This is a genomic window from Deltaproteobacteria bacterium (assembly GCA_013151235.1).
Classification (GTDB): Bacteria; CG2-30-53-67; CG2-30-53-67; order CG2-30-53-67; family CG2-30-53-67; genus JAADIO01.
Genome location: JAADIO010000016.1, coordinates 73315 through 90904, shown reverse-complemented (window position 1 = coordinate 90904; position 17590 = coordinate 73315). Strand labels below are relative to the sequence as shown.

Sequence of the window (17590 nt, the reverse complement as noted above, 5' to 3'; positions counted from 1 at the left end):
CCGGGTTCTTGAATCCCGAGACACAGGAAAATTAAGGAGGTGCGAAATGCCCAGAAATGTCGTCATAATAGGGTCCGGACCGGCCGGTCTCACCGCCGCCATCTATAACGCCCGGAGCGGCCTCTCCCCCCTCGTCATAGAGGGACATCAACCCGGGGGACAGTTGACCATCACCACCGAGGTGGAAAATTTCCCCGGTTTCCCGGACGGCGTCATGGGACCGGCCCTGATGGAGGAGATGAAGAAACAGGCTGTCCGTTTCGGGACGGAGATCCTCGGCGCACAGGTCGTATCCGTCGATTTCTCGAAGCATCCCTTTTCGATCCACCTCGACAACAGCGAAGTCATTACCGCAAGGACGGTCATCATCGCCGGCGGCGCCTCGGCCCGTTTCTTAGGGATCCCTTCGGAACAGAAAATGATGGGGCGGGGTGTCTCGGCCTGCGCGACCTGCGACGGGTTTTTCTTCCGGGACAAGGAGATCGCCGTCGTCGGAGGCGGTGACACCGCCATCGAGGAAGCCGACTTTCTCACCCGTTTCGCCACGAAAGTCACGATCATCCATCGGCGCGATGAACTGCGGGCGAGCAAGGCGATGCAGGACCGGGTCTTCAGAAACGACAAGATCGCCTTCGCCTGGGACTCCGTCGTAGAAGAGATCTTAGGCGAAGAGGAAGGACGGGTCACCGGCGTACGCCTGAAGAACGTCAAGACCGGCGAGGTCTCGGACCTTCCCTGCGAAGGGGTCTTCATCGCCATCGGGCATGTACCGAACACGAAGATCTTCGAGGGGCAGGTTGAGCTGGACAAACAGGGGTACATCGTCCTGCACGGAGGAAGCCGCACAAGCGTTCCCGGTGTCTTCGCCGCCGGCGACGTGGCGGACCCTGTCTACAAGCAGGCGGTCATTGCTGCCGGGATGGGATGCAAGGCCGCGATGGACGCGGAGAAATTCCTTTCAGAAGAACAATAGGCAGGGTCAGGTCTCAACATTTCACAAAACCGTTTCCTTCCGTTTACGTCTGCGTTAGACTTCCGGGTTGACATTTCGGTTCCATGATGTACTATATATACATCACCGGAGGGAATAATGAAAAGGACGCAGATCTATCTGGAAGAAGAGGATTTCGAGATCCTGCAAAAAATAGGGGAAAAACGCCGTCAATCCGTTTCGGCCCTGATTCGCTACGCCATCCGTACCACCTTTCGAACCCCGAAGGAAGGACTTCAAATACTGAAAGACGCAGCAGGCCTTTGGGAAGACCGGACCTTCGAGACCGATCAGTATGTCCGTTTACTCCGGGAGGATGACCGCGTTAGAGGATAAAGATGCTCTTGCTCGATACGGATGTAATCATAGATTACCTCAGGAACAGGAAAGAAATAGTCTCCAAGCTGCAAAAACTTTACCAAAAAGGAAAACTCATTCACTATTCCCCGCTCAGCAAGGCGGAAGTCTACGCCGGAATCCGGAAGGGTGAAGAAAAGAATACAGCGGCCTTTTTCAACCTCTTCACTTCCGTCCCGGTCACTGATGATATCGGCGAGCAGGCCGGTCATTATCTGATGAAATATTCAAAGTCCAACGGCATACACACTGTCGACGCCTTGATTGCCGCAACAGCGAAGCTTTACGGATTTGCCCTCTGGACCAAGAACCGGAAACACTATCCCATGAAAGAAATTCGTTTTGTCTGAAACCTTCGGGCCGCCGCCTTTTGAAATACCTCTCACCTGCGTGTGAAAGACCGTCACCCACGAGAAAGGAAGGGGGAAATCTTGCGAATCCTCGTTATGGGCGCCGGCGCCATCGGATCCGTTTTCGGCGGCTTCCTGGCCCGTGCCGGGCACCAAGTCACCCTCGTCGGGCGTCCCCCTCACATGAAAACCATCAACAAGGCAGGACTCGAGATCACCGGCATCTGGGGAGATCATACCGTCCGGAACCTGAAGGCCTTGACTACGTTTCCGAAGGAGAACTCCTTCGACATCATCCTCCTGACCGTAAAGTCCTACCAGACGGCAGCCGCCATGGAGGAGATCCGCGCCCTCGCCGGCAGAACGCCGGTCCTTTCCCTCCAGAACGGACTGGGGAACATCGAGACGATCGCCGAAACCGTCGGCGCCGACCGTACCCTGGGCGGACGGGTCATCTTCGGTGCGGAAACCCCCGCACCGGGGACGGTCAGGGTCACGGTCATTGCCGACGCCGTGGCCATAGGCCCGGTCCGGGAAAGCGCCTTTCCCTTTGACCGGGCGGAGGAGATCGCCCGGTCAATCGACCGTGCGGGAATCCCCTGCCGGGCCGTCCGCAAGATTGAACGCTTCATCTGGGGCAAGGTCCTCTATAACGCCGCATTGAACGCCCCGGCCGCCGTCCTCGGGGTCAACTACGGGAAGCTCCTCGAATCGGAAGCCGCGAGGGGACTGATGTACGACATAATACGGGAGGCCTTCGCCGTCGCCGATGCGGAGGGAATAGAGCTTGATTGGGAAACCCCGGAGGAATATCGTGAAATCCTCTTCTCCCGCCTCATCCCTCCCACGGCTTCCCACTTCCCCTCCATGCTGCGGGATATCCAACGCGGGAAGAGGACCGAAATCGATGCCTTGAACGGGGCGCTGGCCCATCGTGGTGAAACACGGGGGATCCCGACACCCGTCAATCGAACCCTGACCCGCCTCATTCTGTACAGGGAAGAAGCGGGAGCGTCTCCGAAACACCGTTTAGGCTGATCCTCCTTCGGCATGCCTTGAACGAAAAGCGATTAACTCTTGATCGTTTTTAATGTTCCAATCTCCCCCCGGCCCCTGATTTCCGAACGTCCGTCGCCCCTTGTAAATCGTAAGCCCCTCTGGTATGATGAAAGAAATTTCCAGAAGGGGCTTCCCCATGAAAGAGTTCAAGATCTTCTCCCTCATGTTGATTCCCATCCCGGCCCAGTATGTGATTTACCTGGAAGAGGTCGGAGGTACCCGGCTGATTCCGATCTGGATCGGCATCAATGAAGGAAATGCCATCGTCTACAAACTCCAGGACGAACCACCGCCCCGTCCCATGACCCACGACCTGCTGGCAAATATCATCCGGACCATTGACATGCATCTGGAAAAGATCACCGTATCCGACCTGAAGGATAACACCTATTATGCCGTCATTGACCTGTGGAACGGCACAAAGCATTATTCCATCGATTCGCGGCCGAGTGATGCCATCGCCCTGGCCGTCCGGACGGACGCTCCGATTTTCGTGAGCGATGCCGTCATGGACAAATGCCCCGTCATCCGGAAGCCGATTACCGACGATGAAGTGGAAAAATTTAAAAACGAACTTCAACAACTGCGGCCGGAAGATTTTTTCAGGGATCAAAACGATCCTCCACAAACGACCTGAAACGGAAAGATCCGACTCATGTATCTGGATGCATCGGAAAGAACAACCCTGCTGAGACTGGCACGGTTTTCCCTGGAACATTTTGTCCGAACAAGAGAAAAAAGTATCTCCGCTCCTTCGGAAATAGAACTGACGGAACGGCTCCGCGAACCGGCCGGAGTTTTCGTCACCCTCGAAGAAGAAGATCAGCTACGAGGATGCATCGGTTACATTGAACCGATTCGGCCGCTCTATCAGGCAGTCATGGAAAACAGTGTCTCCGCCTGCTCCAGGGATTACCGTTTTCTCCCCGTAACCCCGGAAGAACTGGACCGAATAAAAATCGAGATCTCCGTACTGACCCCGAAGGAGGAGATCGCCGAACCTTCCGGTTTTCATCCCGGCGAAGAGGGGATCATCCTCGAAAAAGAGGGGAAGCGGGCGGTCTTTCTGCCCCAGGTCGCTCCGGAACAGGGGTGGGACAGGGAAGAAACCCTCCGGCACCTCTGCATGAAGGCGGGGCTCCCCCCCGACGCCTGGCGGGAAGGAACACGCTTCTGGATCTTCCGGGCGGAGGTCTTCAGCGAAGAAGAGAGATGAATTTGCCTTGACAAAACCTCTATCATTTCAGTAAGATCTGTTGCACTGCAGAATGAAACTTACAATCATCCTCATCGTGCCGAAGTGGTGGAACTGGTAGACGCGCTGGTTTCAGGGACCAGTGGGAGCAATCCCGTGGGGGTTCGACTCCCCCCTTCGGCACCATATTGACTTGTGCTGTCGAGCATTGTATATTCCGCCTGCTTACGCGTTGAAATATCCGGAAGAGCAATCCCGTGGGGGTTGAAACTTCGTACGGCAAACGTACGAAGTTTCGAAATGACAGGAAGGGGTCATTGATCTCGGCTTACTGACCCGGGAACAATCCGCCGGGTCAGTGTCGCCGGCGCATTTTCGACTCCCCCCTTCGGCACCATTTAATCCTTACACAATCATCAATCAGCGGAGTCACACCATGCCCTACATCAATCTCAAGCTTCTCGGGAAACTGACGAAAGAGCAGAAATCGACGATCGTCAAGGAGTTCTCAGACACTTTAGAGCGGGTCGCCGGAAAGCCGAGCGAACACACCTATATCGTCATCGATGAGGTGGAACGGGAGAATTGGGGCAAAGGGGGAAAGCTCTTCTCCGATATGTAAATATGAGATCTATGTTTCTGCTTATTGCTGATAGCTGATCGCTGAGAGCTTTCTAATCACCTTCCGGTCGCTTGCGGAAAGGGGATAATCCCGAAGATCCCGAGGATAGACCCACTTGGTCGGGAAAGCCCTTTTCACGATCTTTTCTCCATCCCTGCAGGAACAATCAAAGAGATGAAAGGTCACGGTGAAGTGGGTGTAGCCGTGGGAGAGGCTCCCCACAGGTTTTCCCGATTCAATCCGGATCCCGTAATCTTTCCGCACGCCCTGACCCAGGGCCTCAGACAATCCTTTCTTCGTCCGGCTCCTGTAATTCGGGAATCCCCAGAGTCCCCCTAAGAGCCCCTCAACAGGCCGCCGGTAGATCAGGATTCGTCCCCGTTTGCGAATCACCCCCAGGGCTACGTGATGATGGGGCAGACTCCTTTTCTTCGATGGTGCCGGTATCTTTTCCTGCAACTGCAACCGGAAGGCCCGGCATTCATTTTGAAGGGGGCAATGGGGGCAGTTCGGTCTGCGGGGAGTACAAAGTATGGCACCCAGGTCCATGACGGCCTGGGTATAGTGATGGACTCTTCCCTTCGGCGTCAGTAACTCGGAATATCTCCACAGTTTTTTCTCCAGGGCGGGTCTTTTCAGGTCTCCCCGGAGGGCAAAAAGCCGGGCGACAACACGTTTTACATTCCCGTCCAAAACCGGAGTGGGAATTTCAAAGGCCAGGCTCAGGATCGCCCCGGCCGTGGAACGGCCGATCCCGGGGACGCGAAGGAGGTCCGGCAAATTGCGTGGTAGTTCCCCATCCCATTTCTCCACAACCGCCTGCGCCCCGCGATGGAGATTGCGGGCCCGGGCATAGTACCCCATCCCCTCCCAGATCTTCAGTACCGCTTCAAGGTCCGCAACCGCAAGGGCGGTCACGGCGGGGAAGGCCTCCAGGAAACAGTGGTAATAGTCGATCACCGTCTCAACGCGGGTCTGTTGCAGCATGACCTCTGAGACCCAGATCCGGTACGGATCCCGCGTCCTGCGCCAGGGAAGGTCCCGTCCGCATGTCTTGTACCATCGCAGAAGAGCGGACCGGATCTTTCCAATATCGGGCATCTGAATCAGGCTCCTTTGAATACGGTGCAGCATCGGTATACAATTTTTTTCTCTTTGAGGCAAGGAAAGAGCACCGGTTGCATTTTCCCCCGGATATGGTAGGTTTGAAGAAACCAATTTTGCAGAGGAGACATATCCATGGGCGAAAGAGAACAGGCAATGACCAAGGCTTTAAGTGTGGCCTTAAAGATGGAAAAGGACGGCATGGCATTCTATCGGGAGGCCAGCAAAAAAACGGAAAACGAACTGGGTAGAAAGATGTTTCTCTCTTTTGTAAAAGATGAAAAACGCCACTACGACATGATCGAGGCCTTATCCCATGGCTTGAAGATCGACACTCAGCTCAAAGAAACCGGCCCGGCGGAACGGATGAAAACCGTTTTTGAAGAAGCCGGACAGAATATGGCATCCCGCCTCGGTTCACAGTCGGGGGATGTGGAGGCGCTGAAATTCGCCCTTGAGATGGAGAACAAAGGGTACGAATTTTATAAAAGATCTGCCGGAACCTCCGGGGATGCCGACGAAAAACGACTCTTTGAGATGCTTGCGAAAGAGGAGAGCCGGCATCACGAGATTCTGCAGAATGCTCTGAACTATCTCGAAGAGACGGGCGACTGGTTTCTTTGGGAAGAGGGAGGACCGATCGAGGGAGGTTAGGGAGGGACGTTTGCTGTGCAATAATGAGACTCAGGGGCTTTACGCTCCTTCGGTCCTGTTCCTCCATCATGAAGTGTGGCGATCAGATGTGCGGAAATCCTGGGCGGATGGCACGCACGCCTACCGGAATTCTCACTTTTTCCGGGTGAGTATGTAGTTGACCAGACGGTCGACACGATCGGCAAGATTGGCCGGATCCGGGCTGTCTCCCTTATTGAAATAGACGGCCGGCGCACACCGGGCAAGCTGTTTTTTTAATGCCTCGTCACACTTCCGGGCCGAAAAAAAGATAATCGGTGTCTTTTTGTCCCGCTGTAGTTTGGTCTCAACGGCCCGCAAGGTCAGCGCCGTTTTAAGTCCGTCCATAACCGGCATCTGAAGATCAAGGATGACGAGGCTCACTCCGTCCGGACGGATGATCCGTTGGTTGAATTCCGCAAGAAAGGTCATCCCGTTTTCAAAGGATAAGACATCTTCGGCAAGCCTTTTGTTCGTCAGGATATCCGTTAAAAGATTACGTATGAGGTTTGAATCATCCGCCGTCAGGATACAGCTTGCGGACGCCCCTTTCTTCTCTTCCTGAAAACCGAGGACGAAACCGCAATACAGGCATGTAATCTCTTTCTTCCCGTCACGATAGACCGTATTGATCGGCACATCTTCGTCGCAGCAAAGGCAATATTGCGTTTCATCCATAAGGCATCCCCGCAGAAGAATTACCCGCCCTGCAGAAGCTCGTCCAGCACTCCCCGGTGCTCAAGCTCATGAAGCTCGTCACACCCCCCGATCGGATTACCATCGACCAGGATCTGGGGAACCGTCATCTTTTTCGTGAGACGGATCATTTCCGCCTCCAGATCCCGGTCACGGGAGATGTCAATCTCCCGGAAGGATACCCCTTTTCGGGTAAGCAAGGCCTTCGCCCGAACACAATAAGGGCAGACCGGAGTGGTATAGATTAAAACTTCGCGACTCATGTTCTTATTATAAGCGAAAGGTTTTGTGAAATCAAATCAAACCGTTAGGACCATCCCATCCCGGGCGACGATCACCTCACCCTTGTAATGGCTTCTGCATTGGACGGCCAGGTCAACTGCGTCACATTCCGGGTAGAGGTGGCTCAACACCACCCTTTTTGCTCCGCCTCCGGCGGCGATTTTCCCCACTTCCGAGGGGATGAGGTGTCCTTTTTTCTTCTGTTCATCGGGGAAGGAACACTCCATGACGGCAAGATCAACATTCCGCACGAGATCCATCAGGGCGGGACAGAAGGCGGAGTCCCCGGAGTAGGCCAGGGATTCACCGGTCGGAGCGGCAAGGCGGAAACCGATGCTTCCCTCCGTATGAACAACCGGCACCGTCCGAAGGGTAAGTTCCCCCAGGGAGATCTCCCCTTCCGGAACCTCCAGGACCTCAAGTTCAAACCGTTCCGGCCGGATCCACCGTCCATGAACCTCCTGAAGCCGACGGACAAGTTCCTTTAAACCGGGGCCGCCGATCAACCGGAGAGGAACCTTCCGGGAAATAACGATATTCTTCAGAGCAAAGAGGAGCGAAACCAGTTCGGCGATATGATCCGGATGAAGATGGCTGATCAGAATCGGACCGAGTCGGTCCAGAGGAATCTCCAGGCCATGGAGTTTGGACAGAGTCCCCATCCCGAGATCCATCAGGACCATCTCTTCATCCGATTGCACAAGATAACCGGGTCCTCCCCGGAGGGAGGAGGGAAAGCCTGTTCCGGAACCGAGGATGGTCAGTTTCAATGCTTCCGTTCCTTTCTGTCGGGAGACAGGCTCAAGGTCACGGCCACCAGGATGTCATCGACGACATCCCGCTGTTCCCGGGTGTAGTAAATTTCCATCGACTCCCTGCGGATATATTCTCTTGTTTCCGGATTCTCTCTCAGGGTTTCGACCAACATATCGACCAGCGGCTGAACATACCACCCGCCCCCCTTCAACCGGAGGCGGGCCACTTCAAAGGTAATTCCCCGGAAAGTGGCCTTGCGGATCTCCCGGTTTTTATGGAGGACAAACTCCCGAACCATGTTGATCGCCAGCTGGCGCATTTCCGGATTGCCCAGGGGATTGATCTGGGCCAGGACGAATTTTGTCAGAAGAATCAGGCGGTCCCGGTAATTCAGATCGGGAATGAGATAGAGAGCATGAAGGGCCGCAAGCATCTTTTTCCGCACAGACAGATCAACGGAGAGGAAATTAGTCAAAAAGACCGAATTGCCGCGAATGGTGTTGATCACCTCCCGATAGCAGTTCCATTTCCTCATGGATGCGGTCATCCGCCATTTGTACAACCGTTGCAGGGTCAGAAGAAGATCTTCTTCAGGAATACCGATATTAAAAATACGCCGACATTCCCCGCTTAACTGAAGCTTCCGGCTGAGTGTTTCGATCTGCTTTCCAAGATCCCCGGGCATGCCTACCTCCACCACATCCGCCCTTAAAATAGTTGAACGCCCCGGAACTGTCAATCCTTTATGCACAAACATGCACCATCATTATATTCTTGCAAAATATAATGATTTTTGATATCTATCGTCTCAGAATGGTACAAAAGAGGAAAAAAACCATTGTCTTTTTCAGACCAGACAAGTACGGTCAAAGTACCGCCTATTCCCCCCGGGAGTTCCCTGTCCGAGCTGGTTCATCGCCTTTCTTTGAAAACTTCCGTTGATTTTCATCATTACAAAGAAGGATACCTGCAAAGACAGATTCGGCGGCAATTGACGAAAAACCGGCTGAAAAACCACCGGGAATACTCGGATCTGATTGAACGGGACGACCGGACACCCCAAAACCTGATCAACAACTTAACGATTCATGTCACCCGGTTTTTTCGCGATCCCGAGGTCTTTGTCTTCCTCCAGGAACATGTCCTGCCGTTACTCTGGAAACAACACGGATCTTTCCGGAAACGTGAATTCCGTATCTGGATTACCGGATGTTCCACGGGAGAGGAGGCGTACTCCGTGGCCATCTCCCTTCTTGAAAGCGTCCGGCCGAACCTGTCGACTCATCCGGTCCGGATCTTCGCTACCGATGTGGACGAGATCGTCATTGCACAAGCCCGGAAAGGAGAATACCCTCCGGAGGCACTGGCAAACCTTTCTACGAAAATCCGAAAAAAATATTTTCTTCCCGGAAAGGTTGCCCGGATTGTTCCGGAAGTACGCAAACAAATTATCTTCGGTCGTCACGATCTGCTGCAGGGTGCCTCCATCAACCATCTTGACTTGATCTTCTGCCGAAATGTCCTTATTTTTCTGAATAGTGCCGCCCAGGAAGAGATCTACCGCAAATTTTACGAGAATCTGAATCCCGAAGGGATTCTGGTCCTGGGAAAAGCTGAATCTCCTCCCCCTCACTTCCGGCAGAAAAAATTGGTCACACTCTCCTCCAGAAACAGAATTTATCAGAAAGCAACTCAAGGGAAAAAACCATGAAGATCCGGACCAAAATTTATCTGGAACTGGCCGCGATGGGAATGATGTTGAGCGTTACGTTGCTCCTTGCGTTCTATTTCTTCCAGGAAGGCTCCCATGCAGAGCAAAAAACGCACCGGATGGAGGCATCTCTCTCGAAAATTGAAGAGATCAAAAACACCCTGCATCAAACAGATTTCGCCTGCCGGGATTTTCTCCTGTCGAGGAATCCGGACAACGGGAACGCATTACGACAAAACCTCGGAGCTCTTCACAAAGCCATCAGGCAATTAAAAACCGATTCATGGCCGGCTGAGAACCAGGCCCCGATCCAATCCCTGGTAGCCGTTCTCAACAAAATCATTCAAACGGGGGAGCAACTCCGCATGCACACTCCTCCGACCGGGAATCCCCGGGGGAATATCCTACTACATGACCTGAACCGATCCGTTGCGGAGGCATCACAACAACTACAGAGCATCACCTCCAACCTCCGGAAATCCCGGAATCTTGCCGGCAAGGCCGAAGCCGGAATGAATGCAAGGCTCCTGACCACATTAATCTTGACCGCTCTCTTTCTCGCGTTCCTCATTCCTTTCAGCTTCTTTTATTTCTCCAGGACGATCGCCTCCCCGCTTCGCAACCTGATGACAGCCGTTAAGAAGATCAGTGAGGGAGATTTTTCGTTTCATCTGAAGGAAGACCGGAAAGACGAGTTCGGCGGACTGCACAGGGCCTTCAACTACATGCTCAACACTCTCAAACGTTCGCAGGAGGACGTGGCGGAAAAAAATCTTTCTTTAATCCGGGCCAACCGGGAATTGGAGGAACTCAACGAAAAGTATCAGCTCAGCAATGAAGAATTGGAATCCGCCAATGAGGAGTTACAGATTTCCAATGAGGAACTTGAATCGACCAACGAAGAGATCAACCTCTCGAATCAGGAGCTGGAAACAAAGACACAGGAACTGGAGACCTCCAGAAAACTGCTGAAAAAGAACAACCAGGAACTGGCACAGGCCCACACCTACCTGGAAACCATCCTAAACAATGCCAGTATGGGGATCTGTGTGATCACCCCGGATCACAGGATCCGTTCCACCAATCATGCCCTGCAGAAGATGCTTCATCATTCCGAAGCGGAGCTAAATGGACAAACCTGCCACAAGATTTTCCGCGGGCAAGAGGAACCCTGTACACACTGCCCGACCGATGAGATCATCAGGAACGGACTCCCCTCCCGGTATCAGCATCGCTTGAGGAGCAACAACGGAAACCGGATCATCGCCGAAGTGAGCGCGATCCCGCTCTTCGGAGAAGACGGTAAGGTGGAACAGATCATTGAAACGATCAACGACGTCACGGAGGTCACCACTCTCACCGAGGCTCTCATGGACCAGAAGGAACGGATGGAGTCGATCCTCATGAATATGGGGGAAGGGGTCTGTGTCATCAACAAGGATTATGAGATCGAATTCGTAAACGACCCGATCCGGCGGCACTTCGGAGAGATTGTGGGACGAAAATGCTACAAGGTCTTTCGCGGCTTCGACGAATCCTGCAAAGATGAAGTCTGCTCTCTCACGGAGATCCTGGGGAAAAAGAAGACTCGCTTTGAGGTTACCAAAAGAAACGAAGACGGTCGATACTACCGGATGACCTCCGTCCCCTTGAAAAACCCCGACGGGTCCTGTTCCATGATCCAGATTCGCCAGGACGTCACGGACCGGCAAACCCTTGAGGAGGAACGAAAAAAATACCTGAAACAGTTGGAGGATGTAAACCGCAGAATGGAACAGGAAGTAGAACGACGGGTACAGGAATTGCGGGAAGCCAATGCGGAACTCCGGCTGACGAATGAACGGTTGAAAGAGTTGAACCTGGAGAAATCGGAATTCATTGATATTGCCGTCCATGACCTGCGCACACCACTGACCTCCATTGTCAGCTACGCCGATCTGCTTCAAAAGTATCCCGATGAACCTCCGGAGACGCGCCAAGAATTCCTCGGCATTATCACACAGGAAAGCTTTCGCATGACCCAGCTGATCAACGATTACCTGGATCTTTCGAAACTGGAATCAGGTTTTGTCGATTTCAAGAAAGACGAAATCGACTTACATACGCTGATTCTCGACATGCTTCAGACCTTCGATTCCCGGCTGCGCGAAAAGAAGATTCATCTCGAAACGGAAATAGCGGAGAACCTTCCCGGCTTTACGGCCGACACAGGACGCCTTAAACAGGTCATCTCAAACCTCATGGACAACGCTATCAAATTTACTCCCCGGGGAGGCAAAATTTCCGTCCGGGCTGAAACGATTCGGGAAGAACGCCTCTTCCGTTTTTCCGTCCGTGACTCCGGACCGGGGATCGAAAAAAAGTTCCAGGACATGCTCTTCAAAAAGTTCGGAAGGGTCATGGACAAGTCGATCCGGAAAAACCAGGGAAGCGGTCTTGGGCTCTCCGTCGTAAAGAACATCGTGGAACATTACGGCGGGAACATTTGGGTACAGAGCCGCAAGGGGAAAGGCGCCACCTTCTTCTTCACGCTGCCGCTGGATCGTCACGCCGTCTCCGTACAGCACGTCATTGAGGTCCATGAGGAGACCGATGTCCTGATCCGAAAATTCGTTCCCCTCTGGAAAAGCTACCTGGCCCGTGACTTTGCCTGCGCTTTCTTCGGGTCTCCGGAGGATATTGACCGGACCAAGGAAATTCTTTCCGGCGAGAACCTGCCGACCTATGAATTGATGGAAAAGGAACAGTTGATTTTCAGCTCGGCCAGGACCGCGCTTCTGCACCAGGGACAATGCGACGGGAAGCACCTTTTCAACTGTGTCAGGAACTTCTATGATCAGATCACACAATCCGCATGGAAGGGGCTAATTGTTGTCCGGGACATGTCAAGACTCCTCTCCGACGAAAACGGTAAGGAAGAGATCTTCTATTTTGAGAAAAAGATGGACCACTTTCTTCGACAATGCAAAAAACCGGTTATCCAGATCTGCTATTACCACCCCGGACATTTTACGCCGGCGGAGATTGCCGGTCTCTCCGGAAACCACGCCTACCGGCTGTCCAAGGATGGACTGATCGAGAAGATGGAATAGTGTCTCAGTTCAAATCCCCCCTACCCCCCTTTGCCTAAGAGGCCTTTCAGAACAGCGCCTGCAACTGCAACTCCCAGAAGTTGTTGCTCAGATCCTCCACGGCCTCGTCCTGCCAGGTGTAATCTCCCTGGAGCTTGAACCGGTTCTTGCGGATGTAATAGTTGAACCCCAGGGCATAACGGCTGTAATCATTTCGCGAGGTGACCGCACGGTTGGGGTCGTAGGTCTCGTAACGGGCGTTCAGAGAAAGTTTTCCGGGAATCACGTAATACCCCCCCTGCAGATACCACCCGTCGGCTGTGACCGACCGGGCCCGGTCACCGTCGGCAAAGGTAAGCAGATCGTCGGTCTTCAGCTTCCGACGGATATACTCGGCCTGGATGATGGCCGGCCCGATGATGACCTGGCCGTCCGCGCCCCAGGCCGCCTCGTAATCGGAGAACTTCCAGGGTTCGCCCGAGGAGACGTCGAAGGCCGCCTTTTTCGAATCGTCGAGAACGAACTTGTCCCCGTTCGTCGGGCTGCGCTGATATCCGGCGCTCAGGCCGAGGCTTACCCTTTTGAGCCCCCGATCCCCTTTCACGGGGGTCCAGGTGAGACGGCCCACGTATAGATACTGGTCGTTGTCATTCCCCTTACCGATCCGGGCGGAACTGTCGGAACCGGAGAGGAAACCGTTGCCGTTCGCCCTGTGGTTCCCGTTGAAGATCCCGACGGAATAATTCCAGACCGGCTCCTTCATGTTCTCCCGGGCGAAGGCACCCTGGTTGTAAGCGGAGTGACGCTCAAACATGATCCCGATATCCCGGCGGAAACCGAGGTTGTCACCGATATTGCTGCGGTTCATGAAAAGGAACTTCGTGGATGATGTCAGCCACTGGCGGCCGAAGGGGACCTTGAACTGGCCGATGCGGACATGACCGATTCCCGGACCGAAATCGTACTGAAGGTAGGTATCCCACACGTGGCCGTCCGTTCCCTGGTCGAAATTCAGATGAATAAAATAGCCGAGACGGGGCACGACATTCCCCCTGAAGATCAGCCGGACCCGCTGGAGCCGGAACCCGTTCGCATCCTGCGCAGTCGTCCCGGCATGATCCTCTATACTCGTGTACCGGGCCTGGATCCTTCCCTGAATCTTCAGGGAAGCGGCCTTCCGCCCATGCTCAATCCGTGTCCTGATCCGGGCGACCTCCTGATCCGTCAGAAGCCCCTTCTCCTTCAGCACCCGGATCAGTTCCTCCGTATCGGTATCGCCGCTGAAGAACCCGCGGGCAAAGACCGGCCGGGGGAAGAGAACCGCTCCCGCCATCAGGACCCCCGTCAAGAGGATCAATCCCTTCTTCCAAAACATCCTTTTCCCCATCTCCTCCTCCTTTTCGCCTGCAGAAAACCTGTTTTTACGAGTTCATCAAGTTTGATGAAGTCGTAAAAAGTCCGTTCGACCCTTCGACACGCTCAGGGCGAACGGTGTAAGTGATTGATATTCCGTTCGTGTGGTTCGACCGGCTTCCGAGCATGGTGAGCTTGCCGAACCACATGCTCGGAAGCCTGTCGAACCATGAACGGTATCCGGGAAATGACTTTTTACGAGTTCATCAAGTTTCGAGAATCTTGCCATCCTCCATAACGAAAACCCGGTCGGCCAGCCGTTTCACCTGGGAACGGTCATGGGTGGCCAGGACCACGATCGACTTCCCTTCCTCCTTCATGTCCATGATGGTCCGCTCGATCATCCCCTTGCTCTCCCGGTCTACGAAGGCCGTCGGTTCATCGAGAAACAGGACTTCCGGCATGAGCACCAGTGCCCTGGCGACCCCCACCCGCTGTGCCTCTCCGCTCGAAAGGGCGAAGACCGGGTCCTTCTCCTTGTGGGAGAGGCCAAGCTGCGCGAGAACCCTGTTTACCCGCTCCTTCCGCTCCCTCCACGGAACACCCCGGACCTTAAGCCCGTAGGCGACATTCCCGCCGACCGTGGCCCGGAACAAGCCTACCTTCGACAGGACCAGGGTAATACGCCGCATCAGGGATATGTCCGCAGGCAACAGATGCCCCGAATTAAGGTAGCGGACCCTGCCGCTGTCCGGCCTTTCGAGCAGGGCGCACAGGCGCAGAAGGGTCGACTTGCCGCTCCCGTTCGGCCCCGTCAGGCAGTAAACACCGGGCCGGTCGAAGCGTGCGGAACAGCCTGCCAGCACCGGCATTCCCCGGTACGATTTCGCAATATCCTCGATGCCGAAGGTGAGTTTCATCGGGGGGAATGCACCTTTCCGCGCTGCTGCACGTAATGCAGGAAGAGATTAATCACAAGGGAGATCGAAAGGAGGACCATACCCAGCGCCAGGGCCAGCTCAAATTCACCCTGGTCGGTCTCCAAAGCAATCGTCGTCGTCATCACCCGGGTATAACCTGCGATGTTCCCACCCACGATCAGGATCGCCCCCACCTCCGCCATCACCCGGCCGAAGGCGGCAATGATCGCGGAGAGGATCCCGTAGCGCGCCTCGCCCACAACGGTCAGCGTCTGCTGCAACGGGGTCGCCCCGAGGGTCGAAGCGGCCTGCCTGATCAGGGGATCTACGCCGACGATGGCCGAATGACAGAGAGAAGCCACGATCGGCAGGGCGAGAATAGTCTGGGCCAGGATCATGGCCGAAGGGGTATAGAGCAGGCCGAGAAAACCGAGGCAACCGCTCCGGGACAGGAGCAGATAGAGAACAAGCCCGACCACAACGGGAGGCAATCCCATAAAGGTGTTGGCCAGGGTGATCGCAAGGGACCGGCCTGGAAATACGGCAATCCCCATAACCGCACCGAGGGGCAGCCCGAGAAGCGTGGCCGCCAGGAGGGCAAGACCGGATACCCTGAGGGAAAGGAGTATGATATGCAACAGCTCCGGCTTGAGCTGGAGGATCATCGCAAAGGCCTGCAGGAAAACGTCCATCACACATCCTCTCCCTTCTCTTCCTCACCGCCCGGTCAGCGGGCATCGGGGAAGAAGAGCTGCTGCCCACCCGGCCCCTTGAAGGCGGCGATCGCCTTCTGTCCCGCCGGGGAGGTCAGCCAACGGATCAGCTTCATGGCCTCCGGATATTTCACATGGGGATGTTTTGCAGGGTTGACCGCCATGACGCCATACTGGTTGCGGAGAAGAGGGCTCCCTTCGTAAAGGATCGAAAGGGCAAGCCGGTCACGGTCGGACACGGCAAGCCATGTCCCCCGGTCACTCAATGTGTAAGCCTGCTTCTCCGAGGCGATCCGGAGCGTCTTCGCCATCCCCTGCCCCACCTCCATATACCAGGGCCTCCCCTTCGGGCTGATCCCGGCTTTCTTCCACAGGAAGAGTTCCCGGTGATGGGTCCCCGACCGGTCCCCCCTCGACACAAAGGGAGCCCCCTTCGCAGCGATCAGTCGAAAGGCCTTCGGAACCGTGGCCGCCCCACGGATACCGGCCGGGTCGGCAGGAGGTCCCAGGATCACGAAATCGTTGTACATAACGTCCCTGCGCTTGACGAAGAACCCCGCTTTCAGCGCCTTGAGTTCCAGGTCTTTCGCGTGGACGAGAACCACATCGGCATCCCCCCTTTTCCCGATCTCCAGGGCGGCCCCGGTTCCGACGGCCACGACATCGACATGGATACCGCTCTCCCTTTCGAAAAGCGGCAGCAGGTAATCAAGAAGCCCCGAGTTCTGTGTGCTTGTCGTCGAGGCACAACGGATCCGCACGGCCGCGGAAACGCCGGGCGGGAAGAGGAACGAAAGGACCAGGAACCACTGCAGAAGACGCATAAGAGACATGGGCGAACCTCCTTCACGAAAGGGGTGATTCCCGGAAAGGCGGCAGGGCGTCCATCCCTTCAGGTTCGAAGAGACGGGAGCCGTGCTTGACGTATGCTCCGATCAGATGTCGGCCTTCCGGCGAGGTACAGAATGCGATGAAGTCCATCGCCTCCCGGTAGCGGACGGCCGGGAAGCGGGCCGGGTTAACGACCACGAGACTGTACACGTTGACCAGGCAGGGATCTCCGCGATGCAGAATCTCCAGGTCCGATCCGCTGTTATGGTTGAGATAGGTTCCCTCGTCACAGAGGGTGTAGGCACGGGCCCGGCCGGCGGCCGCGAGGGTTTCCGCCATTCCCCCTCCCGTCTCCAGGTACCAGCCCTTGCCCCCGGGCTGAATGCCGCAGTCCTCCCAGAGGTCCATCTCCTTCATGTTCGTCCCCGAGTCGTCCCCGCGGGAGACGAAGGGAGAACGGCTCCGGGCGATCTTCTCGAAGGCCCCGCGGATGCTCTTCGCCTCCCGTACTCCGGCAGGGTCCCGCGCGGGTCCGAGAAGCACGAACCCGTTGTGCATGACCTCTCTCCGGTTTACCCCGTAACCCTCCCGGACAAACTTTTCTTCACGGAAGGGGTCATGGATCAGGAGAAGATCCGCCTTCCCCCGTTTCGCCAGGCGGATGGCCTTCCCCGTACCGACGGCCAGGACCTCGACGCGGACAGGATAGGGGGTGGCCTTCTCGTAGGCGGGGATCAGGCGGTCCAGCAGCCCCGAGTTCTGGACACTGCTCGTCGACGCCATCATGATCCGGACCGGTTTTGCCATCTCTCCCCCCTTTTTTCTTTTGTAAAACGAGATGGGGATATATATGATAGGAGAGACCGGGAAAGCAAATGAATTCATCTCACCTTCCGGATGAATTCCG

20 protein-coding genes and 1 tRNA gene are annotated in these 17590 nt (G+C 55.2%); 11 read left to right on the top strand and 10 right to left on the bottom strand.

The window, feature by feature from the left end; all coding sequences use genetic code 11:
- Positions 1-46 precede the first annotated feature (46 nt).
- The 8 genes from trxB to GXP58_03190 all read left to right on the top strand — a co-directional run bounded on the left by trxB (position 47) and on the right by GXP58_03190 (position 4574).
- A complete protein-coding gene (gene trxB / locus GXP58_03225) occupies positions 47-973 on the top strand; it encodes a thioredoxin-disulfide reductase (GenBank protein ID NOY52614.1) in 927 nt (308 codons plus the stop codon).
- Between the two features lie 117 nt (positions 974-1090).
- Positions 1091-1327 carry a ribbon-helix-helix protein, CopG family gene (locus GXP58_03220; GenBank protein ID NOY52613.1) on the top strand — a complete coding sequence of 79 codons (237 nt, stop codon included), beginning with the start codon at positions 1091-1093 and terminating at the stop codon, positions 1325-1327.
- A gap of 2 nt (positions 1328-1329) precedes the next feature.
- Entirely contained in the window at positions 1330-1698 is a 369-nt protein-coding gene (locus GXP58_03215; protein NOY52612.1) for a type II toxin-antitoxin system VapC family toxin, read from the top strand.
- 81 nt (positions 1699-1779) lie between these two features.
- On the top strand, positions 1780-2736 hold the full coding sequence (locus tag GXP58_03210; GenBank protein ID NOY52611.1) for a 2-dehydropantoate 2-reductase: 957 nt from the start codon (positions 1780-1782) through the stop codon (positions 2734-2736).
- Positions 2737-2893: 157 nt separating this feature from the next.
- A complete protein-coding gene (locus GXP58_03205) occupies positions 2894-3394 on the top strand; it encodes a bifunctional nuclease family protein (GenBank protein ID NOY52610.1) in 501 nt (166 codons plus the stop codon).
- Between the two features lie 18 nt (positions 3395-3412).
- Positions 3413-3973 (top strand): AmmeMemoRadiSam system protein A, encoded by a 561-nt coding sequence (amrA, locus tag GXP58_03200; GenBank protein NOY52609.1) that lies wholly within the window; start codon positions 3413-3415, stop codon positions 3971-3973.
- Between the two features lie 78 nt (positions 3974-4051).
- Positions 4052-4138: transfer RNA gene (locus GXP58_03195), tRNA-Leu, on the top strand.
- A gap of 250 nt (positions 4139-4388) precedes the next feature.
- A complete protein-coding gene (locus GXP58_03190; GenBank protein ID NOY52608.1) occupies positions 4389-4574 on the top strand; it encodes a 4-oxalocrotonate tautomerase family protein in 186 nt (61 codons plus the stop codon).
- Between the two features lie 21 nt (positions 4575-4595).
- On the opposite strand, the gene mutY is transcribed toward GXP58_03190, so the two are convergent.
- Positions 4596-5675: an A/G-specific adenine glycosylase gene (mutY, locus tag GXP58_03185; GenBank protein NOY52607.1), complete on the bottom strand. Its 1080-nt coding sequence runs from the start codon at positions 5673-5675 to the stop codon at positions 4596-4598.
- 138 nt (positions 5676-5813) lie between these two features.
- On the opposite strand from mutY, the gene GXP58_03180 reads away from it, so the two are divergent.
- Positions 5814-6332, top strand: a complete 519-nt coding sequence (locus GXP58_03180; protein ID NOY52606.1) for a ferritin family protein — start codon at positions 5814-5816, stop codon at positions 6330-6332.
- Positions 6333-6464: 132 nt separating this feature from the next.
- Here GXP58_03180 and GXP58_03175 read toward each other — a convergent pair whose 3' ends face one another.
- Genes GXP58_03175 through GXP58_03160 form a run of 4 tightly spaced genes read right to left on the bottom strand, consistent with a single transcriptional unit; the run spans position 6465 to position 8769 of the window.
- A complete protein-coding gene (locus tag GXP58_03175) occupies positions 6465-7028 on the bottom strand; it encodes a response regulator (GenBank protein ID NOY52605.1) in 564 nt (187 codons plus the stop codon).
- A 20-nt stretch (positions 7029-7048) separates the two neighbouring features.
- Positions 7049-7309 (bottom strand): glutaredoxin 3, encoded by a 261-nt coding sequence (gene grxC / locus GXP58_03170; GenBank protein ID NOY52604.1) that lies wholly within the window; start codon positions 7307-7309, stop codon positions 7049-7051.
- Positions 7310-7345: 36 nt separating this feature from the next.
- Positions 7346-8098 carry an MBL fold metallo-hydrolase gene (locus GXP58_03165; GenBank protein ID NOY52603.1) on the bottom strand — a complete coding sequence of 251 codons (753 nt, stop codon included), beginning with the start codon at positions 8096-8098 and terminating at the stop codon, positions 7346-7348.
- Positions 8095-8769, bottom strand: coding sequence for a hypothetical protein (locus GXP58_03160; GenBank protein NOY52602.1), 675 nt, complete (start codon positions 8767-8769; stop codon positions 8095-8097). Before GXP58_03160 ends, GXP58_03165 begins: the two co-directional genes overlap by 4 nt.
- Before the next feature lie 240 nt (positions 8770-9009).
- Here GXP58_03160 and GXP58_03155 point away from each other — a divergent pair, with 240 nt between their 5' ends.
- Positions 9010-9795 (top strand): protein-glutamate O-methyltransferase CheR, encoded by a 786-nt coding sequence (locus tag GXP58_03155; protein ID NOY52601.1) that lies wholly within the window; start codon positions 9010-9012, stop codon positions 9793-9795.
- Complete coding sequence (locus GXP58_03150; protein NOY52600.1) at positions 9792-12887, top strand: PAS domain-containing protein; 3096 nt, start codon at positions 9792-9794, stop codon at positions 12885-12887. Before GXP58_03155 ends, GXP58_03150 begins: the two co-directional genes overlap by 4 nt.
- Before the next feature lie 46 nt (positions 12888-12933).
- On the opposite strand, the gene GXP58_03145 is transcribed toward GXP58_03150, so the two are convergent.
- From GXP58_03145 to GXP58_03125, 5 genes are all read right to left on the bottom strand, one after another.
- Entirely contained in the window at positions 12934-14253 is a 1320-nt protein-coding gene (locus GXP58_03145) for a hypothetical protein (protein ID NOY52599.1), read from the bottom strand.
- A 232-nt stretch (positions 14254-14485) separates the two neighbouring features.
- The gene (locus tag GXP58_03140) at positions 14486-15139 is read right to left on the bottom strand and encodes an ABC transporter ATP-binding protein (GenBank protein NOY52598.1); all 654 of its coding nucleotides are present in this window, start codon (positions 15137-15139) and stop codon (positions 14486-14488) included.
- The gene (locus GXP58_03135; GenBank protein NOY52597.1) at positions 15136-15831 is read right to left on the bottom strand and encodes an ABC transporter permease subunit; all 696 of its coding nucleotides are present in this window, start codon (positions 15829-15831) and stop codon (positions 15136-15138) included. The genes GXP58_03140 and GXP58_03135 overlap by 4 nt, the downstream gene beginning before the upstream one ends.
- A gap of 35 nt (positions 15832-15866) precedes the next feature.
- Entirely contained in the window at positions 15867-16676 is an 810-nt protein-coding gene (locus tag GXP58_03130) for a solute-binding protein (GenBank protein NOY52596.1), read from the bottom strand.
- Positions 16677-16698: 22 nt separating this feature from the next.
- The gene (locus GXP58_03125) at positions 16699-17490 is read right to left on the bottom strand and encodes a solute-binding protein (GenBank protein ID NOY52595.1); all 792 of its coding nucleotides are present in this window, start codon (positions 17488-17490) and stop codon (positions 16699-16701) included.
- Between the last annotated feature and the right edge of the window lie 100 nt (positions 17491-17590).

What these genes read in the sequence shown, in the direction of transcription:
- GXP58_03160 (NOY52602.1), bottom strand. Translation starts at nt 8,769, where the DNA reads ATGCCCGGGGATCTTGGAAAGCAGATCGAAACACTCAGCCGGAAGCTT.
- GXP58_03190 (NOY52608.1), top strand. Translation starts at nt 4,389, where the DNA reads ATGCCCTACATCAATCTCAAGCTTCTCGGGAAACTGACGAAAGAGCAG.
- mutY (NOY52607.1), bottom strand. Translation starts at nt 5,675, where the DNA reads ATGCCCGATATTGGAAAGATCCGGTCCGCTCTTCTGCGATGGTACAAG.
- GXP58_03135 (NOY52597.1), bottom strand. Translation starts at nt 15,831, where the DNA reads ATGGACGTTTTCCTGCAGGCCTTTGCGATGATCCTCCAGCTCAAGCCG.
- GXP58_03205 (NOY52610.1), top strand. Translation starts at nt 2,894, where the DNA reads ATGAAAGAGTTCAAGATCTTCTCCCTCATGTTGATTCCCATCCCGGCC.
- GXP58_03130 (NOY52596.1), bottom strand. Translation starts at nt 16,676, where the DNA reads ATGCGTCTTCTGCAGTGGTTCCTGGTCCTTTCGTTCCTCTTCCCGCCC.
- GXP58_03145 (NOY52599.1), bottom strand. Translation starts at nt 14,253, where the DNA reads ATGGGGAAAAGGATGTTTTGGAAGAAGGGATTGATCCTCTTGACGGGG.
- GXP58_03180 (NOY52606.1), top strand. Translation starts at nt 5,814, where the DNA reads ATGGGCGAAAGAGAACAGGCAATGACCAAGGCTTTAAGTGTGGCCTTA.
- GXP58_03215 (NOY52612.1), top strand. Translation starts at nt 1,330, where the DNA reads ATGCTCTTGCTCGATACGGATGTAATCATAGATTACCTCAGGAACAGG.
- GXP58_03140 (NOY52598.1), bottom strand. Translation starts at nt 15,139, where the DNA reads ATGAAACTCACCTTCGGCATCGAGGATATTGCGAAATCGTACCGGGGA.
- GXP58_03220 (NOY52613.1), top strand. Translation starts at nt 1,091, where the DNA reads ATGAAAAGGACGCAGATCTATCTGGAAGAAGAGGATTTCGAGATCCTG.
- GXP58_03125 (NOY52595.1), bottom strand. Translation starts at nt 17,490, where the DNA reads ATGGCAAAACCGGTCCGGATCATGATGGCGTCGACGAGCAGTGTCCAG.
- grxC (NOY52604.1), bottom strand. Translation starts at nt 7,309, where the DNA reads ATGAGTCGCGAAGTTTTAATCTATACCACTCCGGTCTGCCCTTATTGT.
- GXP58_03150 (NOY52600.1), top strand. Translation starts at nt 9,792, where the DNA reads ATGAAGATCCGGACCAAAATTTATCTGGAACTGGCCGCGATGGGAATG.
- amrA (NOY52609.1), top strand. Translation starts at nt 3,413, where the DNA reads ATGTATCTGGATGCATCGGAAAGAACAACCCTGCTGAGACTGGCACGG.
- GXP58_03175 (NOY52605.1), bottom strand. Translation starts at nt 7,028, where the DNA reads ATGGATGAAACGCAATATTGCCTTTGCTGCGACGAAGATGTGCCGATC.
- trxB (NOY52614.1), top strand. Translation starts at nt 47, where the DNA reads ATGCCCAGAAATGTCGTCATAATAGGGTCCGGACCGGCCGGTCTCACC.